Below are 24837 nucleotides of genomic sequence, written 5' to 3' on the forward strand. Positions count from 1 at the left end.
CAAAGCTAAACTATCAAAATTGTATTAAGGATCAGTCATGACTGACTATTTAGACGCTGTTATTGTTGAGCATAACCCTAGCCAAAAAACCATCAACCGTGCTGTCATTTGGTTGCATGGCTTAGGTGCTAGTGGTCATGACTTTGAGCCTGTGGTACCGCAGCTGGGCTTGGCTGATGATATGGCTGTACGATTTATTTTCCCACATGCACCAAAGCGTGCAGTGACGGTGAATGGCGGTATGGTCATGCCAGCTTGGTATGATATTTTAGAGATGAGTTTAGAACGTAAAATCGATGTTGCACAAATTGAAGAGTCTGCCCAACAAATCAATGATTTGATCAGCCGTGAGGTTGAGCGCGGTGTCTCTCCTGAGCATATCGTTATTGCCGGGTTTTCGCAGGGCGGGGCAGTGGCTTATCATGTGGCACTTGGCTATCCAAAGCGTTTGGCTGGTTTGATGACGCTCTCTACCTACTTAGCGACCAATGATAATATCGATTATAGTGCTGCTAATAAAGACATGCCAATTTTGATTGAACATGGTAGTCATGATCCGGTTGTCCCTGTTGTTTTGGGTGAGCAGGCACAGCAATTATTGTCCGATAAAGGCTATAACGTGGCATATCATACTTATCCGATGGCGCATCAAGTATGTATGCCGCAGATTCAAGCGATTGGTACATGGTTGAACGCAGTACTTGCTTAGATAGCTGAGCTGTAACGTAATGTAATACAGGCCTTATAAAGGTTGAAACCTACCCACTACCTACTATATAATAGTCGACCTTATTGGGGATGTTCTGGCTTCGACGCTGGTAATGAAACTCAATGATGCATGTCGAGAGTATATGTCCTCTCGTTAATCCAACATATATTGTTATAGTCGCAAACGACGAAAATTACGCTCTAGCAGCATAAACCCTGCTTACTAAGTTGCTGATCACCTACAGTTGGTCAACTAAGTTGAAGCGTCCGCATGTAGGCTCGCCACAAGGGATTGTCTCAATCGCTTGGGTTCAAAAGTAGAGAATCGGCTAATCCATCCTGACTGTCGGATCGGTGCAGACTAAAATTAAAGACAGAAACTAAACATGTAGATTCATGAGCGTAATGCTGGCGGACGCGGGTTCAACTCCCGCCATCTCCACCAAATATTAAAAATCCGATCACTCAATGTGGTCGGATTTTTTTTGTCTAAATTTTAGGTGTCTGTATCCAAAATGGCCATGAGTTACCGTTCAGAGCTGGAGTCTAGGAGAGCAAACATTATTTTTTCATCAATTGAGGTCATAGTATTCGCTTGTTTTAACCAATAATTCTGATTATTCTCAATTGTGGCCTATTCGGATTATCAGATGATATACCAATAAGAATAAGCTGACGTTCAAACAACTACAGGGAATGTACTATGTTAGGGAAAATGATGTATCAGCCATTGCTAATCAGTGGTCTTATTGAACATGCTGCACGCTATCATGGTGATACAGCGGTTGTTTCCAAAGAAGTCGACGGACAGATAATGCATACTGACTGGCTTAGTGTGTCCAACAATTCAAAACGTTTGGCCAATGCGCTGGCTACACTTGGATTAAAGTCCTCAGAACGAATCGCTACGCTGGCTTGGAATAATCATCGTCACTTAGAAGCGTGGTATGCGATTTCGGGGAGTGGTATGGTCTGCCATACTATCAATCCTCGATTATTTCCTGAACAGCTTAGCTATATTATTAATGATGCTGACGACCGCGTATTGTTCTTTGATGTGACATTTTTGCCGTTGATTATGGCAATTAAGGGAGACATCAAAGGTGTTGAGCATTTTATTTGCTTGAGCGCTCGAGATGAAAAAGTCGTAGAGCAGTTATCGAATGTACTGTTCTTTGACGAGTTGCTAGCAGAGCATTCTCCTGATTTTGACTGGCCTCAACTCGATGAGGCGACTGCCAGCTCCTTATGCTATACCTCAGGCACGACAGGCAATCCTAAAGGTATTTTATACACTCATCGCTCCTCTGTACTTCACGCAATGGCATTATGTATGCCTGACGTCTCAGCACTATCTGCGCAAGATGTTTTACTGCCGGTAGTACCTATGTTTCATGTCAATGCATGGGGCACTCCTTATGCTGCTGCATTAACAGGTTGTTCTCTCATATTGCCTGGCCCCAATCTAGACGGTGACAGTCTAGTCTCTCTCATTGATGATTATCAGGTAACAGTTGCCTTGGGCGTTCCGACGATTTGGCAAAGCCTATTGACTGCTGCAAAGTCTAAAGGCAGCAAGCTTGAGAGTATGACGCGCACTATCGTTGGTGGCGCAGCGTGTCCACCGTCAGTTATCAAAACATTTAGAGAAGATTTCAACTGCGATGCGGTACATGGCTGGGGTATGACTGAAACCAGTCCGCTTGGGACGATGAATCAAATAAAAGCCAAGCATAAATCGCTGAGTAAAGAAGAGATTAATGATTTACGCAAGTCTCAAGGTCGCCCGCCTTATGGCGTTCAGCTACGCTTGATAGACACTGATGAGCCATCCAAGCGTGTAAAAGAAGATGGTCTGTCTCAAGGTCGTTTGCAGATTAAAGGGCACTGGATTATCAATGACTATTACACAGAGAACCCTGATGCCATCACTGAAGACGGCTGGTTCGACACGGGTGATATTGCCACCATCGATGCAGATGGTTACATGAATATCCGTGATCGCTCAAAAGACTTAATAAAATCTGGTGGCGAGTGGATATCTTCGGTGGAGCTTGAGAACATCGCAGCCGCACATCCGGAAATCAAAATCGCGGCGGCCATTGCGGCAAAGCATAAAAAGTGGGGCGAGCGTCCTGTATTGATCGTCGTAAAAGAACAAGATTCAGAAATCGACGAGGCGCAAATATTGAGCTTTTATGAGGATAAAATTGCCAGCTGGCAGATACCAGATAAAGTTATTTTTGTAGAGAGTATTTTGCTTAACGGTGCTGGAAAAATGGTCAAAAAAGATTTACGTGATAATCATGGCGATGCCCTGTTGGCTATATCGTAGTATATTTTGACCTCATAAATGCATAAGGTGTTTAGTCAGTGAATTGGTATTGAGAGATGAATGTAATGATAAAGGGCTGACAGTCTTAGACTATTAGCCCTTTATTTTTTTGGTGTTTTTTGTGCATTGAGTAATAGATAAGTTGATATAAAGACACTATTTTAAGGTTTAGCATTAATCGACGAAAGTAGATTAAATAAAGATTGATAAAAGAATGTCACAGTAATATAGTTCGAATTTATATTATTCATTTATTAAGGCTTTTATTTATGAGAACTTGGTCAGCATTTTTTATCTCTATATTTATGCTAGCGCCTGTCATGCAGGCAAATGCAAAGAATACACCTTGTTCTGGCAAGATGGGTGGCATATCGCATTGCCAAGGTGATAAATTCGTCTGTAAAAATGGAAAGATCAGTCAGTCTAAAAAATCATGTAGCTAATAAATGCTAATAGCTTAAACAGATGATTGAGATGTAGATTGTTCTCTACGAATAAAATAAGAATGATTTGGTACAAGTATTAGCGACAAACACTGCTATAACCTTTAGCTTTCAATATTTCTAAACCATAAAAAATCCGATCACTACAAGTGGTCGGATTTTTTATGGTTGAGTTTATTATTTCAATCGTTTTTAATAAATAGCTATGCTGTGTTTCATAACAATACATCGAAAGAGTTAGCTTGTTATAGAAGTCAGTAACTGGTATTTCGACTTTATAGTTGATTCAGTTTAAAAGAGGTACAAGGCAACCAAGTGCAGACTTATATGTGATACTTCAAGCGAGGTTAACGCTGTCACTCTTTTATAGAGGATTGACTATAGATAATAAAACTATTTACCTTGATAAACCGGCTTACGCTTCTCTACGAAGGCTGTGACACCTTCGATAAAGTCATCCGTTTTTGCCATCATAGTCTGTTGTTCAACTTCCATATCTAAGGCTTCATTTAAACCTGTAAACGCATGCACATTGAGCATATGCTTCATCGAGGCCAATGCTTTACCTGGTAACTGGCTTAAGCGGTTTGCTAATGCCTGTACGCTCGCCTCTAACTCATCGGCACTAACCACGCTATTCACCAGATTTAAGCGCGCCATATCTTTTGCTTTAAGCTTATCACCCAACATAACCAGCTCGGTGGCTTTTGCTGCGCCAACCAGTTGGTTTAGCAAATAGATACCGCCTGCATCTGGAATCAGGCCAATATTGACAAAGGCTTGTACAAATTTGGCATTGTCAGCCGCAATACGGAAATCACAAGTTAAGGCTAAGTTCATGCCTGCGCCAGCTACTGCACCTTCTAACTTAGCAATAATAGGTTTATAAATATTACGCAACTTTAGGCTGACTTCTCCAGCACCTTCCACCATGCCTTTTAGTTTGCTTGAAATAATGTCTTTATCCAGACCTTCAGACAGCATTTCTTTTATATCGCCGCCGCTAGAAAAATTGCCACCTGCACCTTGTAAGATAATGACACGCACTTGGTCATCGGCCTCGGCCTCAGCAAGTGCTTTCAACACGCCATTTTTTAGAGGCGTACCAAAAGCATTTAGGCTTTTTGGGTCATTGAATGTAATGGTGGCAATATGCTGTTCGACTTGATAATCGACTAAAGGCTGCGACATGGTATCTATCCTTGTATAAGTTTTTATAAGTATCTTATGGTCGATCATATATGAGTCAGATACGCAAAATCTACGGTTTGTAGTACTTTCACTAGCCTTACTTATATCTGAACTATATTGAACTGACTATGTAGACAGCATATTACTATAGCAGTTTGGCATGATTATAAAAGTGGGTTTTGTGGGCGCTCAAGACACATCGAAATTTGATAGGTTATGCTAAAATGCCAAAAGCTGTGTCAGGGAATTATTTATGAAGATGCTAGAATCCTGAGGGATATATTAGCCTCTCTTATCTATCAAACAAGGACGTTATTATGCCAGTCATTAAAATCAATGATGCAGATATTTATTATGAAGACAGTGCACCAAATGATGTGCAAAAGCCAGTCATGGTATTTGCCCACGGTCTGCTGTGGAGTACGCAAATATATGACGAACAAGTCAAACATTTCCAAGCAGATTATCGCTGTATCGCTTTTGATTTCCGTGGACAAGGTCAATCGCAAATTACCAAGTCTGGCTATGATATGGATGCGCTCACAGAGGATACACTTGGCCTGATTGCTGCGCTTGGCATTGATAAATGTCACTTTGTAGGATTGTCTATGGGTGGTTTTGTCGCTCAGCGAGTTGCAATTAAGCGTCCTGATTTACTGCTATCGCTTACCTTATTAGCAACGTCTGCTGATCCTGAAGATCCTAAAAATATGCCGCAGTATCGTAAACTTGTCCAAGCCATTCGTTGGTTAGGTAGCAAGCGTGTGAGTAATAAACTCATGCCTATTATGTTTGGCAATACTTTTTTGGCAGACAAGCTGCGTAAAGTGGAACGCAAGCAATGGCTCACGATGCTACAAGGCAATCGTAAAGGTGGTGTGATCAAGGCTACGATGGGTGTGATTGAGCGTAAAGGGATCTATGAGCAGCTTGGTGATATCACAACACCTACATTAATTATCGTTGGTGATGAAGATGTAGCGACCCCTTATGCAAAGGCTGAGCGCATGCATTTTGCGATTGCAGGGTCCAAGCTAGCGATTATTAAAGGTGCGGGTCATACGTCATCTGTAGAAGAGCCAGAGCAAGTAAACCGAGTCATGAGTCAGTTTCTAGAAAATTGCGTGTAGTCAGTGAACGACTAAACCGCTACGGTGTTATCCTCCTTAGATATACTATTTGTACAATCTGCAGTCGGCTGCCTTGTACCTATTTTAGAGTTCTTTGACTATAGTGTATTAAAGCCTCATTCTTAGGGTTAAACTTGGCATAAAAAAGCAGCTATCAAATGATGATAGCGGCTTTTTTGTGCTATAAATCAACTATCAGATAGCTACATTCGAGAGCTGTATTCACTACTGCCATCATCAATAGTTCCAAATACTTCGGCACGATTCACGACCTCAGCCGCCCAAGCGCGATGCGTGGCTGGCTCTAACATGGTGTTGTTATATTTGAATACCGCTTTGGCTTCGCTATGAAGTATCGCTTGCGCCTCATCCAAGGTGCTGAGTGGTACGCAATAGGCTTGCTGTACCAAAGCAATTTGGCTTGGATGAATGACAGTTTTGCCAACCAAACCTAAGCTGACATCATGGGTCAGCTCCTGCATAAACAGTGTTGGTTGATCTAAGTATTCAAACACGGGTGCCGTCAGATAAAAGCCATGTGGCACAAAGCAGCCAAGCAGCTGATAGGCTAGGGTGCCGATTGGCGTATCATAGACAATACTGTGCTTAGGTCGCCTGAGACGCAGCGCGGCAAACAAGTCATTGCCACCGATACGCAGTGCAAACACTGGCTGGCTAAAAGCTTCTTTAAAACCGATGGCCAGTTCTTGATTGTGATGTGGATTGAATAAGGCGGCAGTCTCAAGCGTGGGCATCAATAGTTGCTCGGCACTTAGATTCTGACAAGCCATGCGCCAGTTGGATAAGCTATACATATCGACTTTTGGCATGACGAAACCATCGATGAGATCGATATGAGGGTAGTCCGCCAACTGTTGCAGCATCATCGGATTGCGCGGACGAATAAATACCAACGGACGAGTTGGATGTTGAGTTTTGATGTCTGCTTTTCTAGAGGGGTTATTGATACTATCGACATGCGTAGCCCATGTGTCGAGTAATGCTTGCAAGCGATCAAGCGCTAAGTCGACGTCACTATGGCTGACCGCATCTTCTAAACAAATAATAATACTATTAATCGTGGGCAGCTTGTCACGTTTGATGACCTGCCATATATCTTCGCGAGTTGCAGGCATATAAAGGCTAGCACCAAGCTGATAAGGATGGTGGGTGTGTGGTTTAACCATTGCATGACGCTCAGTAAATAGATGAGCGTAAGACTGGGAATGGTTATAGAAGCTTGCTTCGTTGTGTGGCGTATCTGACATAGTTGGCATCATAAGTAGTGATAAGTAAGGAGTTATAAAAAATCGAAGTTATTATCAAGTGGCATGGCTCAAGGGTCATTACTTATCAACAGCTCTAAATATAGTTATAGTCAATCCTTTATAAAAGAACTGAAACAACTATATTAAAAAATAGCCATTAGCTGTCTTTGGTGCGTTGCTTGATTAGAGTGATGGCTTGATAAGGCAGTATTTTATCACCTAATACACTGATAGCGATATCTCGTTGCGCACATAAATGTCTGAGTAGTATCGTATCTGGATGATCGGCTGTTGCTAGCAAAATACGTTCAGGATCGCGGCGTAATATTGCTCTTGTTGCTTCTGCAATGGTTGGCTTGATTCGGTTACGATTGTCGATAGCATAATCTGCTGCGAGCGTATCGATTAAGTCAGCCGTTTGATAACGAGGTTGTTTATATAGTGACAAACATTGCAAAGAGTTGGTCAGTACACGACGTGCTGCATCGATGCGATCGATGAAGGCTAAACTGTGATCTGAAGCTACCAAGTTATCATAAAAAACACTGCGATGTAGCCCTGATTGCGGCTCGGTATATAAGCTGCGTGATATCAGTCCTGACACGGTACTGTTTAGTAGCCCTGATGGAATCAACCAGTCTTCTTCGCTAGCAGCAAGCCAAGCGACACCAGCCGGATCAGCCAGCGTTAATAATGGAATCACACCTTTACCCTGATGAAAAATATTAGCGAAATTTGAATGGCTAGGGTTTCTAAATACCTCTAGGCTACGGGATAGCTCTTGGTAAATAGCGCCTTTACCTGTCCATCCGTCAACGAATACAATTGGGCTGTTTGGATGTGTTTTTAATATTAATGCTAGGGCGACAGAATCCAAACCGCGGTCACGAATGATACTAATGCCGTAATGTATGCTTGGCAAAGCGTGGCGGCTATCAGTATCTGCTAACGCACGCTGTAACAGTACCCCAATCGGCAGACCTGCGCGCACTAAGCTGACTAATACTAATGGATTCTCAGTATTAACGGTCTGCTCAAAAGTACCTTGTAATGTATGAGCCAAGTTAGCGATATCAGTCGCAGTTCTATTCGTACCTTGCTCTAGCGCCTGATGATAGAGTCGCTCATGCATCGCTGTTGGTGCATCTTCTAATGTTAACATATCAGAATAATGACGCTGGCCACTTTGGATGAGCGCTTCTTTTTGGCTGACCGGCACATCAGCCACGGCATCTTTATCAACGATATCGAGCAGAACGGTCACATCACTGGCAAGGTAACTGCCTGAACCGTAACTTTTTAAGTCGGCTGTTTTTGTATTGAGGTTATTTGAAATCATGATAGCAATATTGTCACTCATTATAGGAAAAGGTGAGGATCGAGAGAATGAATAACCTAGCCTATCACAAAGGCTGTAACTGCGATTGTAACTGCGAATGCAGTTGACCGTGATTGGGCATTCCATACCAGTCTAGCAATTGCAGAAATGGCAAGTCCGCTAGGCTGTCACCAAAGCCAAAACTAGGTCGCTGACTGTCTAAATGATGCTCTAATAAAAACTTTACAGCATGATGCTTATGCACGGCACGCGGCAATATCGCTAGATTATTTGCATTCACGTGTACATAAAAGTCTTGATCAAAATCACGTATCAGCGTTGGCAACTTTTCAGCTAAATCTATCAATGCTTGATGGTTTTTGTGAGCATGTTTAATAGCCAAATAAATGGTTAATTCTGCAGCAACAGAACCATTATTGAAGCTATCGATATGCGGTGTAAATACGAGCTGACTACCATCACTTTTGCTGTAATTGGCGAATACTTGGCTCAGCTGATTTAATTTATCTTGCAATGGTGCAAGCTGGTTATGCATATGCTGTTGCCACTGGGCTTGTAGCTTGCCATCTTTACTGAGAATAATCGCACCATGAGTCAGGACTTGCCAACTTTCAAAAGGCAGCTTCACGCGTTTGATTTCACTACGGTCACGGGCAGTGACGACTACCAACTCAGTGCTGGCAAGTAGCCAATTAAATAGCACCGCTTGACGTTGACTCATAAAGCTTAATGGCTCGTCTTGCTTATTGACGGTCGCACAAACCAATTGCTCAGGCTCCGTAGTGGGTAAGTCCCATGCGTCAATTTTGCGTTGAGTTTGGAATAGCGTATCGTCTAAATCCATTAAGGCATAGGGTTTTACGATATTTGCATTGGGCTGAAAAAATGGGGTGGTCATAGAACCGTTCCTAAACGTTAAACAGAATGTTATATAGTAAATTAAGGCGTAGGACTAACCACCAGTACGTTATCTAAACCTTGCCACATGTCATCAACGCTATCGCTTGAGGTCTCTACACACAGCACAATTAAATCCCAATCACTAGGCTCGACGTTATAAGCAAAGTTGGTCATACCAAGCCCATAATTATCACTAAAGCTTAACATGGTGGTAATCGCACCACCCAGAGCAATGGGTGACCGTGTCAAGGCACTAAAGTTAACGGTTTTTTTAGAGTTTTTAACCTGACCTTCAAGCCATTCAGCCAATAAAAATGGCAGCCACACAAACTCATTACTACCTAATACCAGAATTCGCTCAGGCAACTGCTGTTTGTCAAACGGTGCTTGATCACTAAAACTCGTCAATGCTGCTTGAAAATTCTCCAAATAGTTAACGAACCCATCGGTACTGTCTGGTGTGGGGAAACGTCCCCAATTGCCCGTGTTGCCTAATGACTGACTACCAGCATCAGTGGTATCGACCGATGGCATGGTAATGGGTTCAGGATTGGGTGCATCCGTCCATTGCCAAGCACCAGATAGTAGATGATGACGATGAAAGTCAATGTTCGGTAAACGAGCAGATATGGCGTCGTCTACATCCGCTGTACCTTGATTCTGACTTAGAGACCAGTCAACCAACGTGGTGAGGTGCACTTGCTCTAATTGGCTTAGCCCTGCATTGCGTAGTGCTGTGACGACATTGACGCAAGTATTACCCGTTGACGCTTCATCATCGACCATAATCAAAGTTTTACTGGCCAGTAGCTGTGCTTGCGTGATTTTATCAGAGCTTTGGTAAATGAGATGCTGGCTAGCATGACTGTGGTCTTCGCTGAATGTGGTCAGCAACGTTTCACTGTTATCATCATTGTGTTGCGCATGACGCGTAGAATTTAATAATAAAGCATTAGGGTAACGCGTTTGTAGTGCTTGATGGACGCCAGCCGATAAGCCAACGGCCGTCTCTGCCATGCCAATAACCAAAATCGGCTCAGGTAAATCGCTAGGCACTAAATTTGCCAGATCCGTAAAAGCACTACGCATCGTACTAGGCGCTACCGGAATATGACGGCCTAAGACTTTTGACACAAATAAAAACGCACGTTTTGGATTGATACGCTGGGCAAACCCGAGTAAGTCTTCTAATTGATAGTTGTCATCTTTTTGCGAGTCGTTTTTAGCCGCTGCTGGATTAATTTTATAAGTCAGATCAAGCGTACCGCGAGGTAAGGCGATACTTCGCTTATAGGTTTTATGAGATGTTGTACTATTTTTAAAATCAGTTATCACTTAGTTCTACCCCATATTTTTCACAGAGATAACGTAGGTCGCCATCTATATTTTGATGTTTTGGCACAAACTGCCATTGGTTGCCAGTTCGGTTTAACGTAAATAATATTAGGCTTTTACCTGATTTATTTTGGACGTCAAATTTGCCTGAGAATAATAATGTATTTTGCTGCTCATCAGTGATATTTAATTCAATAGTGGTTTGCTGTGAGTCAGTCGCTAAGCTTTCCAGTTCACTTGATAGCACGAAGTTAAGTTGTTCAATGCTAGTAGGTTGCTGGCTTAGATTACAACTGAACTCAGATACTGATGTATTACTTTCGAGCTGCTGATTTAGTTCGATTGAACCATCCTCGCTATGCGTTTGACCATAAAATATCATATCTTCATCACCGCGTACCTTTGCAGTGGGAGTCACTCTAAATAAGACAGCATCGATAGTAGGTGCTGTTGATATTTTGACAAGAATAGGAGCAGCTGGGAACAGGTTAGAATTTGGCTTAGTATTAATCGTTTTTTTATTAGCAGTTGTAGCGGCTGTTAAGGCCTTCTGTATTTTAATCTTTGCCCACATGCCATTAGATTGCTTTCTAATATCATATAAACGCAGTGCAATCATTAAATTAGAAAATTTATCATAGCCATACTTATCGAGTTTGATGTCATTATGGTTTTTATTAAGCTCGCTGGCTATATAAGAGAGATTCGACCAACCATTATGAGCATTAGTATTTTCTTTGATTATTTTATTTAATAGGTTAATTAAGTGCGTTTGTGTCTGTAGTTGTTGAGTTGTCCATTGTTTTGATGAATTATTATCAGGTGCTTTTTTAGGAGAAAGGGTTGTTTTCGGAGAATTGCTATTATGCAGCTCGTGCAATAAATCTTCTACATAAAAAAATTTATCACAAGCCTGCGAAAAGGCGCTAACCGTATTACGTTTGCCAAAGCCAAATACCTTTACATGGTTTTTGCGAATACGTAAAGCTAATGAGGTAAAGTCACTATCACTTGATATGAGACAAAATCCATCGTAATTATTTCTATACAGCAAATCCATGGCTTCAATGACCATGCCTATATCAGTGGCGTTTTTGCCTTTAACATAAGCGAACTGCTGCATAGGATCGATAGCATATTTGAGTAATGCTTCTTGCCAACTTTGAATATGAGCATTTCCCCAATCACCATATATTTTTTTGCAAGTAATATGACCAAGCTTTTCTATTTCTTGCAAAATATGGCCAATATTTTTTGCTGATGCATTATCAGCATCGATAAGTATGGCTATATTTTTGAGCTGAGCTGACATTTATATTCCCTAATACTTTTTCTTTAAGTCACTGTTTTATATTTTTTAGGTTCGTTCCATGATTCCTCAATCTTGACAGCCAACAAGCCATAGCGCACCGCGGCTTTGTTTGCTCAACTGCGGTGTGGTTAGTGGTGGCACTTTTGCATGAGGCGAGTCTGATAAGTCATCTAAGCCAATGCCAATGCCAGCGCTCGCTAGCAGGGCAGATAATAACTGAAATTTCACTGCGTAGTTCATGTTTTGTGCATGTTCGTGTACGAGGCTAGAGGTTACCATACCGACAACTTCACCAGTAGGCAGTAATAAAGGACTGCCACTAGAGCCGGGCTGAATAGGTGCGGTGAATTGCATATAGCGAATATCGTTACCAAATCCTGTCAGACCTGAGATACAACCTTGCGTGACTTGTAATTGGCTACTCAGTCCTGACAACGGGAATCCCAGTGTGGTAATGGTCTCTCCCAAATTATCAGAGCATCGCTGCGCTAATGGCAAATAGCTAGGCAGAGGTTCGCTTACTCGAATAATAGCTGAGTCGCTGCCGATATCGCTAAGGACTACTTGCGCTTCCCGATCAGGCTGGCCTTGCTGACGGACACCAATCATCGCTGCTGACTCAATCACATGATAGCAAGTCAATAGGTGATAGGGGTCAATAGCGAATGCTGTTCCCGTCCAAGTCTCACCAGGTTGAACGTGACGTGGCGGTCGCGACTCGTTGTTTGGCTGAGTTCGCTGTTGCTGCTGAGCCGATTGAATAAGTGCATGCGTATCTGGCGGACGGGTATCGAGACTGATTTCGACTCGATGCTCTACGCTTGCTAGTCCTTGTGTAGAGCTTTCGCCCAGTGCGCGGCATTTAAACTGGCCGTTACGTCGATATATTTCCAATACAATGGCAGCTTTGATATGACGCTCATTTGCAGTGAAATCATATTTTATCTCATCATTGTTGAGTGTTAAACAGATATTATTGAGTTCAATCGCTGGTAGGTTAAGGCTTGGATCATGATAGACATATGCAATCAATTGCAAAGAAACAACACCTTGCGTATCAAATAATTTGGTCAAATCTAGCTGCCATGCGCTTGGATTATCATTGTTGTCTAATTGAGCCCAGTCCTTGGGTTGATGAAGGTAGGCAGGGCTACAAGCTGCTTTACGACGTTCATTTAACGGCAGCCATATCAGTCCAAGTTGCTGCCCAAATGTAAGCTGATCTGTTGTAGAAAAGGCAACCGAACAATTAGATTGCGTGATAATCGTATTTGCTCCTAGCACTAACGCGGTCTGTACAGTCATCATATGCCTCTAGTTCAGTCGATTATAAGTCATTATAGACAGTTTTTAGATAGCTGTTTAAATAACTATGGGGTCACTAAAAAAACCGATATTTGTGCATTATAATGGTTTTTGTTTATAATTCGGTATAGTTAATACATCACTGTTCTAAATTCTAATATTAAGCTAAAGCATCTAGTAAAAAGCAAACTTTAAAAATCACTCTAAACTGTAATTCAAAAGGCCTATTGCTTACTTTTAATTAAATAAAATAAGTCTCTATTTTTGGCTTTCAACCACCTATCGGATAATATCGCCATTTATCCGGCGATATTGAGTTAGCTCTTGTCATAATATATCTACTCAGTAATAATGCTACATAATTGCTTCTATAAAGTAACTGATTTTTATTAGAGAAGGGTTAGGTAATGGTCAAACCTGTAGATATTTTAAATATTATCTATGAGTAATTCTCTTGTATTAGAAGGGCAAAAGCTAAGAAGAATAAATATAAAGCTGAGCTTCATTGTTAGTGATAAAAAATTTATCAAATACATAAAGTGCAAATTCGCTTGTTCCGTATCAATAAGTATTAAAAGAAAGTAAATGTCTTGAACATTGCCTTCTCGTCACATTCATTCGACAAGAAAGTCGATAAACCATAAGTCTGAAACTGAATTTATATTAGCCATTGAGCTTGCATAGACAGCTTAATACTAAAAAGTTTAGCGATTTTTTAGAAAAGGAGTGATCTTTGAAATTTTCTTGTTCATTGGAAACGTCTTCTGAGCGGATTCGTTTGGTTAATGTTATCTCGCCACTTATTAAAGCAGGTTACCAACTCGTAACCCAAAGACAAGAGCCTTCAGAAAATGGTGGCAACATTATTCATGTTGTTGCCAAAAGCCAAGGATCAAAGACACAAGAAGATTTAATCGATGATCTTTCTTCTATTGAAGGCTGTACACTTTTTCAGCTAGAGATAGATGGAGAGGGAAGTGCGGATACAATACCATCAGCAGTAGCATCAGCACCACCGGTAACACAAGATTTAGATCAGAAAAATGCGTTAGCAGCTATTGGTGCACAGTATCCTGACATCGCCGATATCGTTAGGCACTATGAGGCCAGTTTGCCACATGAGAGTCGTGCTAAGGCAATGCATGAATTAGGACGCAAAGTGGGAAGTGGGATCTACAAGCGTGACTATTCACTTGGTAGCCCATTAAAAATGCCAACCACGATTAATCGCGAACTTGTACCAGCATTAAAGAGCTTTTCTAAGGTTAAAGCTAAGAATAATTTGGTTGCTTTGACTAAATGTCCATTCTGCAAGTTGTCAGATAGCAACCATTCAGGCTGTCACTTTGTAGTGGGTTACATAGATGGTTTCTTATCAAGTAATCCTGCCGTAGACAGAGTTCGGGTTGAAGAATCAAGTTGTGGCGCTGGCACTACCAATATTTGTGAATTTATCATCTGGTAGAAAATAATTATTCATAGACAGTTGAATGCCTATGAAAAACAGTAATAAATGCATAAAGCAATGTCAGTTCATTAAAACGCACATTGCTTACGCTCAGTTTTTATTAAATATAAAGGTCGAAAAAATGATTGAAGTTGAATATAACCTGCTTTTGGTTGCTATCTCGTATGTTATTGCCGTTATTGGTTCTTTTGTTGGTCTAAACCTTGCCATTCGCGTACCATCAGCCAAACCAGGAGGCGATCTGTACTTTTGGGTAGCATTATCTTCAATCGCGATCGGTGGTGCGATTTGGTCTATGCATTATATTGGTATGATGGCCGTTGACATGAAAATGCCAGTCACTTATGACTTGGGTTTGACCGTTATTTCAATGCTACTTGCTATTTTGTTTGTTGCCGTTGGTATTGTCATCGTCGGCCGTGGTTCGTCGAGTATTGCCAAGTTGATCAGTGGTGGCGTGCTTACTGGACTGGGAGTTGCAGCAATGCACTATACCGGTATGGCCTCAATGCAGATGGATGCAACCATGTCATATAACATACCACTTTTAATCACTTCGATTGTCATTGCAATCGTGGCAGCAATGGCTGCGTTATGGTTAGCATTTAATCTACGCGGTACGGTACAGCGCTTTGGTAGTGCATTCATTATGGGTATCGCTGTTTGTGGTATGCATTATACTGGTGTAGCAGCGATGGAAATGAGCGCTACTGCTGGTCACACAATGTCTATGAGCCATACACATGACGGTGCGATTACTTCATCGATTATCATCTTTATTGGCTCAGCAGTTGTACTCGGCTTACTATGGTTCTTAGCATCTAAAAATGCTCCTAAACAAGAAAACTTAGTATTTGGCGAGTAATGATATAGTTGATTCAGTTGAAAAGAGAGTCAAGGCGACCGAGTACAGATGTATATATGATACTTCAAGCGAGGTTAACGCTATAACTCTTTTATAGAGGATTGACTATAAGCCACGACTGTTCTGTCTATTGAATGGTTAATACAAAAAAAGGTTTTTAGATATTATTCTAAAAACCTTTTTTTATGTTGAATAGCCAATGTATAGATAAGGGTTTATCTACACTCTAATCCGTTGTTGGCTCTTCGACTTTTACACCTATCATGATTGAACGTACTTGGCATGGGGTTATTTTCTGAGCGATATCAGCCAGCTTTGGTTTATCAGTCAAGCCCAACCAGTAGGCAAAGCCGACCTGTGTTAAATCTACACCGCTATGAGTTGTGTAACCAATACCACCAGATGGGCGACTATTAATCTCCAGTACACGGTGCTGACCATCATCATCGGCCTTGGTCTGTACACTGACGATACCATCACAGTTGAAAGCTTTGATTAATGGAATGACGACATCCATAACGGATTGCTCGTAGCCGATATGCTGGATTTTCCCTGTTTTATAACGAGTAATAGCAGCCAATACTTCACCATATTCGCATACCACATCGATAGAGTACTCTTGCCCTGACAAGTAAGGCATTAATAACATCGGAATAGGGCGCTCATGCACCATTAAGCTATTTGTGTACGCATTTATAAATTGGGCAGTACTGATTTTTTTCTCTTCGGTAAAGTACAAATGCTCAAAGCTATCGTATTGCTCCTCTTCTGCTTTACCTAAATCTAATCGCCAAAACCCTTGCGCAAAAATACCAGTAACTGGTTTGACACACAAAGGCTGATGGCCATGTTCGGCAAGTAGCGCCTCAAGCTGCTCAGTCGTATCAAAGCGCCAAGCATCAGCAACAGGTATGTCATGAGAATGGCACTGTTGCATAAAAGCAAATTTATCATCGATTGATTCTAATGATGCAACACTGGTTGCGCCAGTCAACAAGCGAATACCTGCTGCATCAAATACCTCTCGATGGGCCTCATAATCAATACCATTTCGACCAGTCAATAATACCTTTACGTTGTGCTGTTGAGCATGTTCTAGGACGAACTGCCAACGCGGTATAACGGGCTCAGGTTCAACGTCAACTTCCTCACAGCTGTCTATAGGAGCTATAGTAGGTTCGAGATAGACATCATCCGCAAACTCAAAAATCTCAGGTCTGTCGTGACGGTGTGAGGCGATGATGTTGAATGATGCATCAGACTGGGTTTTTAGCGCTTGTAGGCTGGCTAACATATCACGCTGGCTTGACTGGCCTTCAGCTAACCAAGCCGCAGTTGAGATTGTAGGGTGATTATCGTTAGCAGTGTTATCCATAGTTCTCTCAGCAGTATCGTAAGTTTTAGATATAATTGGATAACGAAATACCGTCATCGCAAAACCAACAGCAATATAGATAAGCTAAAAATGTAGCTAACCATCCAAGTCATCATATTGCTGATAGTAGAGCTATTATATACAAATGCTAGTCGTTATAAATGATACTGATAAAATAGTATGAATAAGAATGCTTAAGGTTTATTTTGGGATTTTTAACACTTAACAGAAGACGTGTATCGACTAAAAACCTTGTAATAACCGTGCTACTATATGCTGATAGTAGACATAATAAATACATTGATATAATAAATAAATGAAAGGATGAGTAATGAGTCAAACCCTAATCGCAGGTGCCAATGCGCCACTACCGACGGACAATATTAGCATTCGTATCTTAAGCCAAAATGCGATTGATTGTGCTGCTTATCGCCTAGCTGCCGATGGTAAGGTACGTGGTGATGGAGACATGATATTTTATGGGCAAACACGTAGCGATGATAGCAGTGTGAGTTTTCGAGGTCATGATAGCGATGGTTTTTTTGACATCAATTTGCCAGCGCAACCTGCAAATATTGAAAAAATAGCACTGGCATTCTCTAGTGATAAAACACTTGCTCAAGTCGGTGATGTGGATATTCAAGTACTGCAAGGCAGTCAAGTACTGATGACTTGTCAGCTTAGTAGTGCAGGGCGCAATGAAAAAGCAATTATTTTAGCTGAGTGCTATCGTAGGCAGGGCAGTTGGAAGTTTAGATTTATTGCTCAAGGTTTTGAAGGTGGTCTAAAACCTTTGTCAGAGCATTTTGGTGTTGAGATCGCTGATGAGGCACCAGTTCCAAACCAGTCACAGAACCAAGCTCAAAATCAGTCACAGAGTCAGGCTCAACCTATCAACACGCAGCGTCCAATCAATACTCAAAAAGCGGGTAGTGCGCCTCAAGCAAACACACCACCACCGATTCCAGCCAATCCTGCTATAAACCTAAGCAAAGTAACCTTAACTAAAAATCAATCTAGCATCAATCTCAAAAAACGTGATGATTTTGGTAAAATTACTGTGAATTTAAACTGGAATCAACGACCGAATGCTGATCAGAAAGCACCCAAAAAAGGGCTCTTGGGTGATCTGTTCAAGCAACATAAAGCGGGTGGTATTGATTTAGATGTTGGTGCGATGATTCACCTGAAAAACGGTGAAAAAACGCTTATCCAAGCGTTGGGTAATCGTTTTGGTAGCTTACAATCAGCGCCTTATGTTTGTCTGCGCGCCGATGACAGAACAGGTCAGATAAGTGGCGGTGAGTGGCTGGATATCAATGGTCAGCAGTGGTCGCAGATTGAGGAGGTCTTTATCTTTGCCTTTATCTACGAAGGTGCACCGAACTGGGCACAAACAGATGGCGTGGTAACCATTGCGGTACCAGAGCAGCCACCGATTGAAACGCGTTTAACAGAAGGCACAGGCAACTTGCCCATGTGTGCAATCGCTCGTTTGGTCAATCAACAAGGCAGTATCAATGTTGAGCGTATCAACCAATACTTTAAAGGTCACCAAGAAATGGACAAAGCCTTTAATTGGGGGTTTAGCTGGAAACGCGGCAGTAAATAGTAACTAAGTATTAACGGCTGCAAGAATATCGATTGGTACAAAAAAATAAGCCCTTCTATAATAGAAGGGCTTATTTTTGTTGAATATGCTTTAACATTCAAAAATTTTCTAGAGTCAATTATGCATGCGGTGTGATAGCAGGCATCAAATCATGAAAAGTGCGACCAGACGCTGTTTCGCCAATGGCATGCATCTTCCATTCATTGTTATGGCGATAAACTTTTGCCATTACCATCGCTGTGTGTCCACCTTGCGCTGATAAGTTATAACGTGCCACTTCTTGATTGTTATTGGCATTGACGATACGGCAAAATGCATTTTCTACGGTCTCAAAAGTCTGACCAGTAAAGCTGTTAACCGTAAAGACAAGTGATACAACATTAGCAGGAATTCTAGATAGGTCTACGTTGATGACTTCATCATCGCCATCGCCATCACCCGTACGGTTATCACCAGTATGTACAATGCTGCCATCTTTTGATTTTAGCTGACTGAACCAAATAGCATCGACCGCCTGTTTATTGCTATCAAACATGATGCATGAAGCATCAAGATCGATAGAGTCGCCGCCACTACCGCCACCGAATAATTTACCTAAGAATCCACCTTTTTTCTCTTGTGGTCCCTGTGCGACATCCCAGCCCAAACCTAATTTTACCTGCGTGAGGTCACCACCAGCTTCTTTGCTAAGTGAGATTTTTTGACCTTTTTGTAAGCTAACTGCCATGTGATTATCCTTATAGTATCAATATTGAGAAATATGAACTGAGTGTAGTGTTACCACTCGTCTTCCTTGCTATCTAAGTTTTTAAAAATGTTGTAATAGTTTTGAGTAAAGTGTTGAATAAAATCTATATATGACATTATACAATTACAAGATATTGCCTAATAAGCCGCTACTGCCACCGCGACCGCCTGAGCTACTACCCAATACGCTTTGTAGCCAGCCTTGGTAGCTATCACGATTGCGCGAACAGATAATGACTTTGCCAGTCCCAGAGAAGTTCAATACCATGCCTTCACCACTGGTGACAGAGTTGATGATATTGCTCATGAATCCTTTTTTCTTGCTGGTAGACACTGACAGCTTATAATCTAAGTTAGAGTCCCAGCAGACCACGTGACCATTATCAATAATGACGTCTTTACCGGGTTCTACATCGATCTCGAACAGTGAGCCAAACCCTGATACCACGACCTGACCTTGGCCTTGCGTCTGCATAACCATGAAGCCACCAGTATCACCAAATACCGCACCGCCAAGGTTGCGTTGAATATTGGCTCTGATATCAACGCCAGTTTGCGCCGCTACAAAAGCACCATCGCTCAACGTATACTGCTGAGCACCGCAATCAATGATTTGCATATCACCATCAAGCGTGGGTGCAAGCAAGCAATCACCTTCACCATTGACCGCTTCGATTTGCTGTTGAAATAATGACTCGTCATTAGCGAAACGGCGCATCAGTGACTGCATTAACCCGCCTTGCAGCTTACCTTTTAGTTCAAGGTTTGATTCCATCATCACCATTGCATTGGCTTCACAATAAATCGAGTCGCCTTTTTTGAGATTACAATGTAAAAAAGGTTCGATGGTACCGATTAAGCTAAATGTTGCAGCCATGATTTACAAATCCTTATTCTAATTTTTAATATGTGCGCTTGATAGCTATATTTATGTATATGGCTGTTTCTGTATATGGTTCTATATAAGCTATCTTTAAGACTTTGGCTTTTTTGGTTAGCCAATTAACATTAAAGCCATCAAATGCTTTAAAAGGGCACACTTGATGGCTTATTTATATCGTAATCAACTATATGATTGCGATATTTATTTTGCTAAGCGATTACGTCAAAGCTAAGCTTATACGTTTACGCCATAAGAGCCCGCTAATGGTCCAAGACCACCGCTGAAGCCTTGACCCACGGCACGGAATTTCCAGTCGCCGCTGTGACGATATAGCTCGCCAAAAATCATTGCCGTTTCAGTGCTGCCGTCTTCTGATAGGTCATAGCGTGCAATTTCACTGCCGCCATTGTCATTAACGATACGGATGTAAGCTTCGCCTACTTGACCGAAGTTTTGGTTACGGGCTTGACCTTCATAAATGATAGCACAAAGTGCTACTTTATTAACGTCAGCTGGAATGCTCGCTAGATTTACTTTAATAGCTTCATCATCGCCATCACCTTCACCAGTACGGTTGTCGCCTGTGTGCTCAACAGCGCCATTGTCTGACTTTAGGTTGTTAAAGAAAATGAAATCTTGGTCGTTACGTACTTTACCTGCTTCATTGACCAAAAAGCCAATCGCATCTAAGTCAAACTCTTGACCGTCAGTAGCGCGTGGATCCCAGCCAAGACCGACTGTAATATTGGTTAAGCCTGGCGCTTCTTTTGATAAGTTTACGTTGCCGCCTTTTGTTAAGCTAATAGCCATATAAATATCCTATTGATTGGTAATTAAATAATAAAAAAATGAACTGAAAATGGTGCAAAGGTTGATACGTAAGCGTACACAGTTAATAACTCTACCTACATGTCACGGCCTGCATATCATTACGTTTTACTATACTAAGCGTTTGCTTAGTAAGCAAGGCGTATTTTGTGCACTTACTATATGTTTCCTAAGAGACATAATGTCCCTGTATATCTGATACTTTTTAACAATCTTGATAGCAATACTTAAGGTGTTGTTATCAAAAGTAAATTGTTGGTCTATCACCATTTGTAGATTAAACAAGAAGAGTCAGCGTTTAGCTAATAGAAACACGCTTTCTTAAAAAATAGCTTTAAAACGAAAAAGGGTCATGCCAATATATTTAGCATGACCCAGAGTAAAACTTGTCATATTTAACGGTGCACATCGTCTTAAACAACTTATCGATAAAAGTATTAGATGATAGTCTTTAGTCGCCGAAAACAGACCAGCCAGTTTCTTGTACAAACAGCTCTAATGCTTTGGTTCCAAGCTTAGAGTTGCCTATATGATCGAGCCCTGGAGACCAGACGGCGATTGAACCTTCACCTGGTGCTATCGTCAAAATACCACCGCCAACACCACTCTTACCTGGTAGACCGACACGATAAGCAAACTCACCAGAGCCATCGTAATGACCACACATCATCATCAGCGAATTAATCCGTCGAGAACGCTGTGCATTGATAACCCTAACGCCTGTGTGCTCATTAATACCATTAGACACTAAAAATAGGCCAGCTTGAGCTAACTGTTGGCAGTTCATCGCAATCGAGCATTGATGAAAATAAGTACCCAAGACTTTATCCACGTCATGCTTTAGACGACCAAAGGATTTCATAAAGTAGGCCAATGACGCATTTCGATCTTTATGTGCCATTTCGGATGCAGCCACTTTGTGATCAAAACTGATTGAGTCGTCATCTGCGATAAAGCGAACAAATTGTAGTATCTCGCCCAGTGTCTCTTTCGGTTCATGTCCCATCATGATGGCATCCACTACCGCAATCGCACCCGCATTGATGAAGGGGTTACGCGGCCTACCAGATTCGTGCTCTAGCATCATAATCGAATTAAAAGGGTCGCCAGATGGTTCACGACCGACGTGTGTCCAGAGTGCATTACCTAATTTGCCGAGACCGATGGTTAAGGTGAATACCTTTGAGATACTTTGAATAGAAAATAGTGTACGCGCATCACCCGCTGTATAGACTTGTCCGTCAGGTGTCGCTACCGCAATACCAAACTGGTTTGGGTCGACATGAGCCAGTTGCGGGATATAATCTGCTACTTTGCCACGATCGGTTTCATTTGCCATTTCTTTAGCAATGTCATCAAGAATTTTTTGTATATTAATCATGTAGTCGTATTTTTATAATGTTATTAAAGGATGGGATTTTAACTGAATAAAGAATGATAGTAATCATGTAATTGCATCTTAATGATTGGTCAATCTGGTATACCGATGAATGCCTCATATATTTATAACCTGTCGCTTTAATTAAGCTAAAAAAAGCAGGTCATATCAATTTTTTGATATGACCTGCTTAAATACATCACTAGATGCTATATGAACGACATGCCTTAATTCAGACTTGCCTTTTCAGCCTTACGATAATTAAGTGATGCAACAAATGCCCAACCAATGAAGGTAATGCCGATCAGACCAGTAATGAGTTCTGGTACATGGAACTTAACCGACAACAGCATGATAATTGCTAATGCACCAATCGCATAATGTGCGCCATGCTCGAGATAGACAAACTCATCAAGCGTACCTTTATCGACTAAGAAGATAGTCATAGAGCGTACAAACATCGCACCAATGGCAAGACCCAACATGATGACAATAACGTCGTTGGTAATGGCAAATGCACCAATAACACCATCAAAACTGAATGAAGCATCAAGAACTTCTAAGTATAAGAAACCGATGATACCGCCTTTCATGATAGCGCTAGTCGCCGCAGCACCCGAACCGCTTTCTTCGTTCTCTAAGCCTTCTTCGAGATCACCTTCGAGCATGCCAGAGACAACCTGTACGCCAAGATAAACGAGAATACCCCAGACACCTGCAATTAAGACGGCACCCGACTGCTCAGCGCTGGCCCATGATACGGCAATCATTAAGACAATGAGAGCGACAAACACGCTCATAGCATCGACTTTGCCAAGCTTAGCCAAACGGCTCTCTAGCCAATCAAACCAATGGACTTCTTTTTCATCAAAAATGAAGTTCAAGAAAACCAATAGTAGGAAAATACCACCAAATGCTGAGATTTCAGCGTGATGCGCCATTAGTCTGGCTGAGTATTCTTCTGGTTGATACAGCGCTAGATTGATAACTTCCATCATGCCAAGATCAGCGGTAACCGCGACGATGACAATAGGGAAGACCAAGCGCATACCAAATACTGCAATCAAAATACCAACGGTTAAAAATATCTTCTTCCAAAATTCGTCCCAGCCCTTGAGAACTGAAGCGTTGACCACCGCATTATCAAACGATAATGAAATCTCCATGACGGCCAAAATAGCGGTAATAGATAAGGTGGATATCATGCCACCCATACCGCCATGTGAATATCCCCACCATGCCGCTACCGCTAGGGCAATAGCTGTGAAGATAAAATCTAAATAAAAATGTCTCATGACACATCCTGTCTGGTTGCGTAAAGCTAAGGTCGGCCTATTATAGACACAAACTGCAAAAAAGTGGTTATTGCTAACCACCTTTGATAGGTAATTCTAAACGAAACGCAGAGCATTACTAGTCATTTGGTCACTATAAATTGTGACTATTTGCAACTATGTCAGCTTTACGTTTTAGACGTGATAACGACGATTGATAAGCACCTAAATGTTAATAGAATAGGGTTTTAAATATCAACGCCATATTGCTGACACATCGCCTGTAGACCACCTGAATAGCCTTGACCAACGGCGCGGAATTTCCATTCACCGTTATGGCGATATACTTCACCAAATACCATTGCCGTCTCGACAGAGTAGTCTTCAGCCAAATCAAAACGCACGACTTCGGTGCCTGTTTCTTCATTAACGACACGGATAAAGGCGTTAGCTACTTGACCAAAATTTTGACTACGTGCCGCAGCATCATGGATAGTCACGGTGACGACGATTTTGTCGACATCAGCGGGTACTTGAGTTAGGTTTACTTTGATGACTTCATCATCACCATCACCTTCGCCAGTACGGTTATCACCAGTATGTTCAACGGCACCATTGTCAGATTTAAGCTGGTTATAAAAGATGAAGTCATGGTCACCGCGCACTTTACCAGCACCACTTAGCAAGAATACGCTTGCATCAAGATCAAACTCTGCGCCTGATGTGGCACGCTCATCCCAGCCAAGACCGATAAGTAGCTTGGTTAGGTTTGGATCCGTTTTGGTTAGCGATAAGTTACCGCCTTTATTAAGTGATAAAGCCATGAGAATATCCTTGTTATTAGAGTAGGGAGAGGTGCAATATTAAAGCAATAACTATGCAAAGAAGTACAGCTAAGCGAGAAAAATCGATAGTGGGATTAACATTATCAAAAAATTATCGCCGCAAAACTATTGCTTAATAACGCCCTATCATAACAACAAAAAATGACCCAATCAAAGCTGATTGGGTCATTGTTATGTTTCATAAAAAATTGAGCGTAAAACTTAAGATTTAGTGGCTTACTAGATGACCGTTTATATGATTAGTCATCTATAAATTCTTATCTAAAAGCTGTCATTTAAAAGCTCTGATGATAGGC

The 24837-nt window shown here is 41.6% G+C and carries 21 protein-coding genes and 1 other RNA gene; 8 read left to right on the top strand and 14 right to left on the bottom strand.

Going from position 1 to position 24837, the window contains the following annotated elements:
* Window positions 1–37 precede the first annotated feature (37 nt).
* The 4 genes from IPZ60_RS07670 to IPZ60_RS07685 all read left to right on the top strand — a co-directional run bounded on the left by IPZ60_RS07670 (window position 38) and on the right by IPZ60_RS07685 (window position 3486).
* Complete coding sequence (locus tag IPZ60_RS07670; protein ID WP_194197231.1) at window positions 38–709, top strand: alpha/beta hydrolase; 672 nt, start codon at window positions 38–40, stop codon at window positions 707–709.
* Between the two features lie 85 nt (window positions 710–794).
* Window positions 795–1153: a transfer-messenger RNA gene (gene ssrA / locus IPZ60_RS07675) on the top strand.
* A gap of 258 nt (window positions 1154–1411) precedes the next feature.
* Entirely contained in the window at window positions 1412–3043 is a 1632-nt protein-coding gene (locus IPZ60_RS07680; RefSeq protein WP_194197232.1) for a long-chain fatty acid--CoA ligase, read from the top strand.
* A gap of 269 nt (window positions 3044–3312) precedes the next feature.
* Entirely contained in the window at window positions 3313–3486 is a 174-nt protein-coding gene (locus tag IPZ60_RS07685) for a hypothetical protein (protein ID WP_194197389.1), read from the top strand.
* Between the two features lie 393 nt (window positions 3487–3879).
* Here the strand turns inward: IPZ60_RS07685 and IPZ60_RS07690 are convergent, their stop codons facing one another.
* Window positions 3880–4677 carry an enoyl-CoA hydratase/isomerase family protein gene (locus IPZ60_RS07690; RefSeq protein WP_194197233.1) on the bottom strand — a complete coding sequence of 266 codons (798 nt, stop codon included), beginning with the start codon at window positions 4675–4677 and terminating at the stop codon, window positions 3880–3882.
* Between the two features lie 317 nt (window positions 4678–4994).
* On the opposite strand from IPZ60_RS07690, the gene IPZ60_RS07695 reads away from it, so the two are divergent.
* Entirely contained in the window at window positions 4995–5807 is an 813-nt protein-coding gene (locus IPZ60_RS07695; RefSeq protein ID WP_194197234.1) for an alpha/beta fold hydrolase, read from the top strand.
* Window positions 5808–6010: 203 nt separating this feature from the next.
* Here IPZ60_RS07695 and IPZ60_RS07700 read toward each other — a convergent pair whose 3' ends face one another.
* The 6 genes from IPZ60_RS07700 to IPZ60_RS07725 all read right to left on the bottom strand — a co-directional run bounded on the left by IPZ60_RS07700 (window position 6011) and on the right by IPZ60_RS07725 (window position 13269).
* Window positions 6011–7075 carry an HpcH/HpaI aldolase/citrate lyase family protein gene (locus IPZ60_RS07700; protein WP_194197235.1) on the bottom strand — a complete coding sequence of 355 codons (1065 nt, stop codon included), beginning with the start codon at window positions 7073–7075 and terminating at the stop codon, window positions 6011–6013.
* Between the two features lie 157 nt (window positions 7076–7232).
* Entirely contained in the window at window positions 7233–8414 is a 1182-nt protein-coding gene (locus IPZ60_RS07705) for a cysteine protease StiP domain-containing protein (protein ID WP_194197236.1), read from the bottom strand.
* 64 nt (window positions 8415–8478) lie between these two features.
* Window positions 8479–9312 carry an HAD hydrolase family protein gene (locus IPZ60_RS07710; RefSeq protein WP_194197237.1) on the bottom strand — a complete coding sequence of 278 codons (834 nt, stop codon included), beginning with the start codon at window positions 9310–9312 and terminating at the stop codon, window positions 8479–8481.
* Between the two features lie 41 nt (window positions 9313–9353).
* Window positions 9354–10649 (bottom strand): phosphoribosyltransferase domain-containing protein, encoded by a 1296-nt coding sequence (locus IPZ60_RS07715; protein WP_320108726.1) that lies wholly within the window; start codon window positions 10647–10649, stop codon window positions 9354–9356.
* Window positions 10639–11961, bottom strand: a complete 1323-nt coding sequence (locus tag IPZ60_RS07720; RefSeq protein ID WP_194197238.1) for an NYN domain-containing protein — start codon at window positions 11959–11961, stop codon at window positions 10639–10641. The genes IPZ60_RS07715 and IPZ60_RS07720 overlap by 11 nt, the downstream gene beginning before the upstream one ends.
* 66 nt (window positions 11962–12027) lie before the next feature.
* Complete coding sequence (locus IPZ60_RS07725; RefSeq protein ID WP_227669279.1) at window positions 12028–13269, bottom strand: trypsin-like peptidase domain-containing protein; 1242 nt, start codon at window positions 13267–13269, stop codon at window positions 12028–12030.
* A 730-nt stretch (window positions 13270–13999) separates the two neighbouring features.
* On the opposite strand from IPZ60_RS07725, the gene IPZ60_RS07730 reads away from it, so the two are divergent.
* Window positions 14000–14731, top strand: coding sequence for a hypothetical protein (locus tag IPZ60_RS07730; RefSeq protein WP_194197239.1), 732 nt, complete (start codon window positions 14000–14002; stop codon window positions 14729–14731).
* Between the two features lie 124 nt (window positions 14732–14855).
* The gene (locus IPZ60_RS07735) at window positions 14856–15599 is read left to right on the top strand and encodes an MHYT domain-containing protein (RefSeq protein WP_194197240.1); all 744 of its coding nucleotides are present in this window, start codon (window positions 14856–14858) and stop codon (window positions 15597–15599) included.
* Window positions 15600–15825: 226 nt separating this feature from the next.
* Here IPZ60_RS07735 and IPZ60_RS07740 read toward each other — a convergent pair whose 3' ends face one another.
* Complete coding sequence (locus IPZ60_RS07740) at window positions 15826–16974, bottom strand: ATP-grasp domain-containing protein (RefSeq protein WP_194197241.1); 1149 nt, start codon at window positions 16972–16974, stop codon at window positions 15826–15828.
* Between the two features lie 331 nt (window positions 16975–17305).
* On the opposite strand from IPZ60_RS07740, the gene IPZ60_RS07745 reads away from it, so the two are divergent.
* Entirely contained in the window at window positions 17306–18586 is a 1281-nt protein-coding gene (locus tag IPZ60_RS07745; RefSeq protein WP_194197242.1) for a TerD family protein, read from the top strand.
* 118 nt (window positions 18587–18704) lie between these two features.
* On the opposite strand, the gene IPZ60_RS07750 is transcribed toward IPZ60_RS07745, so the two are convergent.
* The 6 genes from IPZ60_RS07750 to IPZ60_RS07775 all read right to left on the bottom strand — a co-directional run bounded on the left by IPZ60_RS07750 (window position 18705) and on the right by IPZ60_RS07775 (window position 24520).
* Entirely contained in the window at window positions 18705–19313 is a 609-nt protein-coding gene (locus IPZ60_RS07750) for a TerD family protein (RefSeq protein WP_110922672.1), read from the bottom strand.
* Window positions 19314–19457: 144 nt separating this feature from the next.
* Window positions 19458–20210: a TIGR00266 family protein gene (locus IPZ60_RS07755; RefSeq protein WP_194197243.1), complete on the bottom strand. Its 753-nt coding sequence runs from the start codon at window positions 20208–20210 to the stop codon at window positions 19458–19460.
* Window positions 20211–20450: 240 nt separating this feature from the next.
* Window positions 20451–21026, bottom strand: a complete 576-nt coding sequence (locus tag IPZ60_RS07760) for a TerD family protein (RefSeq protein ID WP_110922674.1) — start codon at window positions 21024–21026, stop codon at window positions 20451–20453.
* A gap of 469 nt (window positions 21027–21495) precedes the next feature.
* Window positions 21496–22425: a glutaminase gene (locus tag IPZ60_RS07765; protein WP_227669280.1), complete on the bottom strand. Its 930-nt coding sequence runs from the start codon at window positions 22423–22425 to the stop codon at window positions 21496–21498.
* Between the two features lie 224 nt (window positions 22426–22649).
* Window positions 22650–23717 carry a DUF475 domain-containing protein gene (locus IPZ60_RS07770; RefSeq protein ID WP_110922676.1) on the bottom strand — a complete coding sequence of 356 codons (1068 nt, stop codon included), beginning with the start codon at window positions 23715–23717 and terminating at the stop codon, window positions 22650–22652.
* Between the two features lie 227 nt (window positions 23718–23944).
* Complete coding sequence (locus IPZ60_RS07775; protein ID WP_110922677.1) at window positions 23945–24520, bottom strand: TerD family protein; 576 nt, start codon at window positions 24518–24520, stop codon at window positions 23945–23947.
* Between the last annotated feature and the right edge of the window lie 317 nt (window positions 24521–24837).

This window comes from Psychrobacter sp. NG25 (assembly GCF_015234355.1).
Taxonomy (GTDB): Bacteria; Pseudomonadota; Gammaproteobacteria; order Pseudomonadales; family Moraxellaceae; genus Psychrobacter.

Excerpts from the sequence above, each read along its gene's own strand:
- IPZ60_RS07735 (WP_194197240.1), top strand. The coding sequence starts at position 14,856 with ATGATTGAAGTTGAATATAACCTGCTTTTGGTTGCTATCTCGTATGTT.
- IPZ60_RS07740 (WP_194197241.1), bottom strand. The coding sequence starts at position 16,974 with ATGGATAACACTGCTAACGATAATCACCCTACAATCTCAACTGCGGCT.
- IPZ60_RS07670 (WP_194197231.1), top strand. The coding sequence starts at position 38 with ATGACTGACTATTTAGACGCTGTTATTGTTGAGCATAACCCTAGCCAA.
- IPZ60_RS07700 (WP_194197235.1), bottom strand. The coding sequence starts at position 7,075 with ATGTCAGATACGCCACACAACGAAGCAAGCTTCTATAACCATTCCCAG.
- IPZ60_RS07760 (WP_110922674.1), bottom strand. The coding sequence starts at position 21,026 with ATGGCTATTAGCTTAACAAAAGGCGGCAACGTAAACTTATCAAAAGAA.
- IPZ60_RS07765 (WP_227669280.1), bottom strand. The coding sequence starts at position 22,425 with ATGATTAATATACAAAAAATTCTTGATGACATTGCTAAAGAAATGGCA.
- IPZ60_RS07695 (WP_194197234.1), top strand. The coding sequence starts at position 4,995 with ATGCCAGTCATTAAAATCAATGATGCAGATATTTATTATGAAGACAGT.
- IPZ60_RS07720 (WP_194197238.1), bottom strand. The coding sequence starts at position 11,961 with ATGTCAGCTCAGCTCAAAAATATAGCCATACTTATCGATGCTGATAAT.
- IPZ60_RS07750 (WP_110922672.1), bottom strand. The coding sequence starts at position 19,313 with ATGGCAGTTAGCTTACAAAAAGGTCAAAAAATCTCACTTAGCAAAGAA.
- IPZ60_RS07680 (WP_194197232.1), top strand. The coding sequence starts at position 1,412 with ATGTTAGGGAAAATGATGTATCAGCCATTGCTAATCAGTGGTCTTATT.
- IPZ60_RS07725 (WP_227669279.1), bottom strand. The coding sequence starts at position 13,269 with ATGATGACTGTACAGACCGCGTTAGTGCTAGGAGCAAATACGATTATC.
- IPZ60_RS07755 (WP_194197243.1), bottom strand. The coding sequence starts at position 20,210 with ATGGCTGCAACATTTAGCTTAATCGGTACCATCGAACCTTTTTTACAT.
- IPZ60_RS07745 (WP_194197242.1), top strand. The coding sequence starts at position 17,306 with ATGAGTCAAACCCTAATCGCAGGTGCCAATGCGCCACTACCGACGGAC.
- IPZ60_RS07775 (WP_110922677.1), bottom strand. The coding sequence starts at position 24,520 with ATGGCTTTATCACTTAATAAAGGCGGTAACTTATCGCTAACCAAAACG.
- IPZ60_RS07705 (WP_194197236.1), bottom strand. The coding sequence starts at position 8,414 with ATGATTTCAAATAACCTCAATACAAAAACAGCCGACTTAAAAAGTTAC.
- IPZ60_RS07770 (WP_110922676.1), bottom strand. The coding sequence starts at position 23,717 with ATGAGACATTTTTATTTAGATTTTATCTTCACAGCTATTGCCCTAGCG.
- IPZ60_RS07710 (WP_194197237.1), bottom strand. The coding sequence starts at position 9,312 with ATGACCACCCCATTTTTTCAGCCCAATGCAAATATCGTAAAACCCTAT.
- IPZ60_RS07690 (WP_194197233.1), bottom strand. The coding sequence starts at position 4,677 with ATGTCGCAGCCTTTAGTCGATTATCAAGTCGAACAGCATATTGCCACC.
- IPZ60_RS07685 (WP_194197389.1), top strand. The coding sequence starts at position 3,313 with ATGAGAACTTGGTCAGCATTTTTTATCTCTATATTTATGCTAGCGCCT.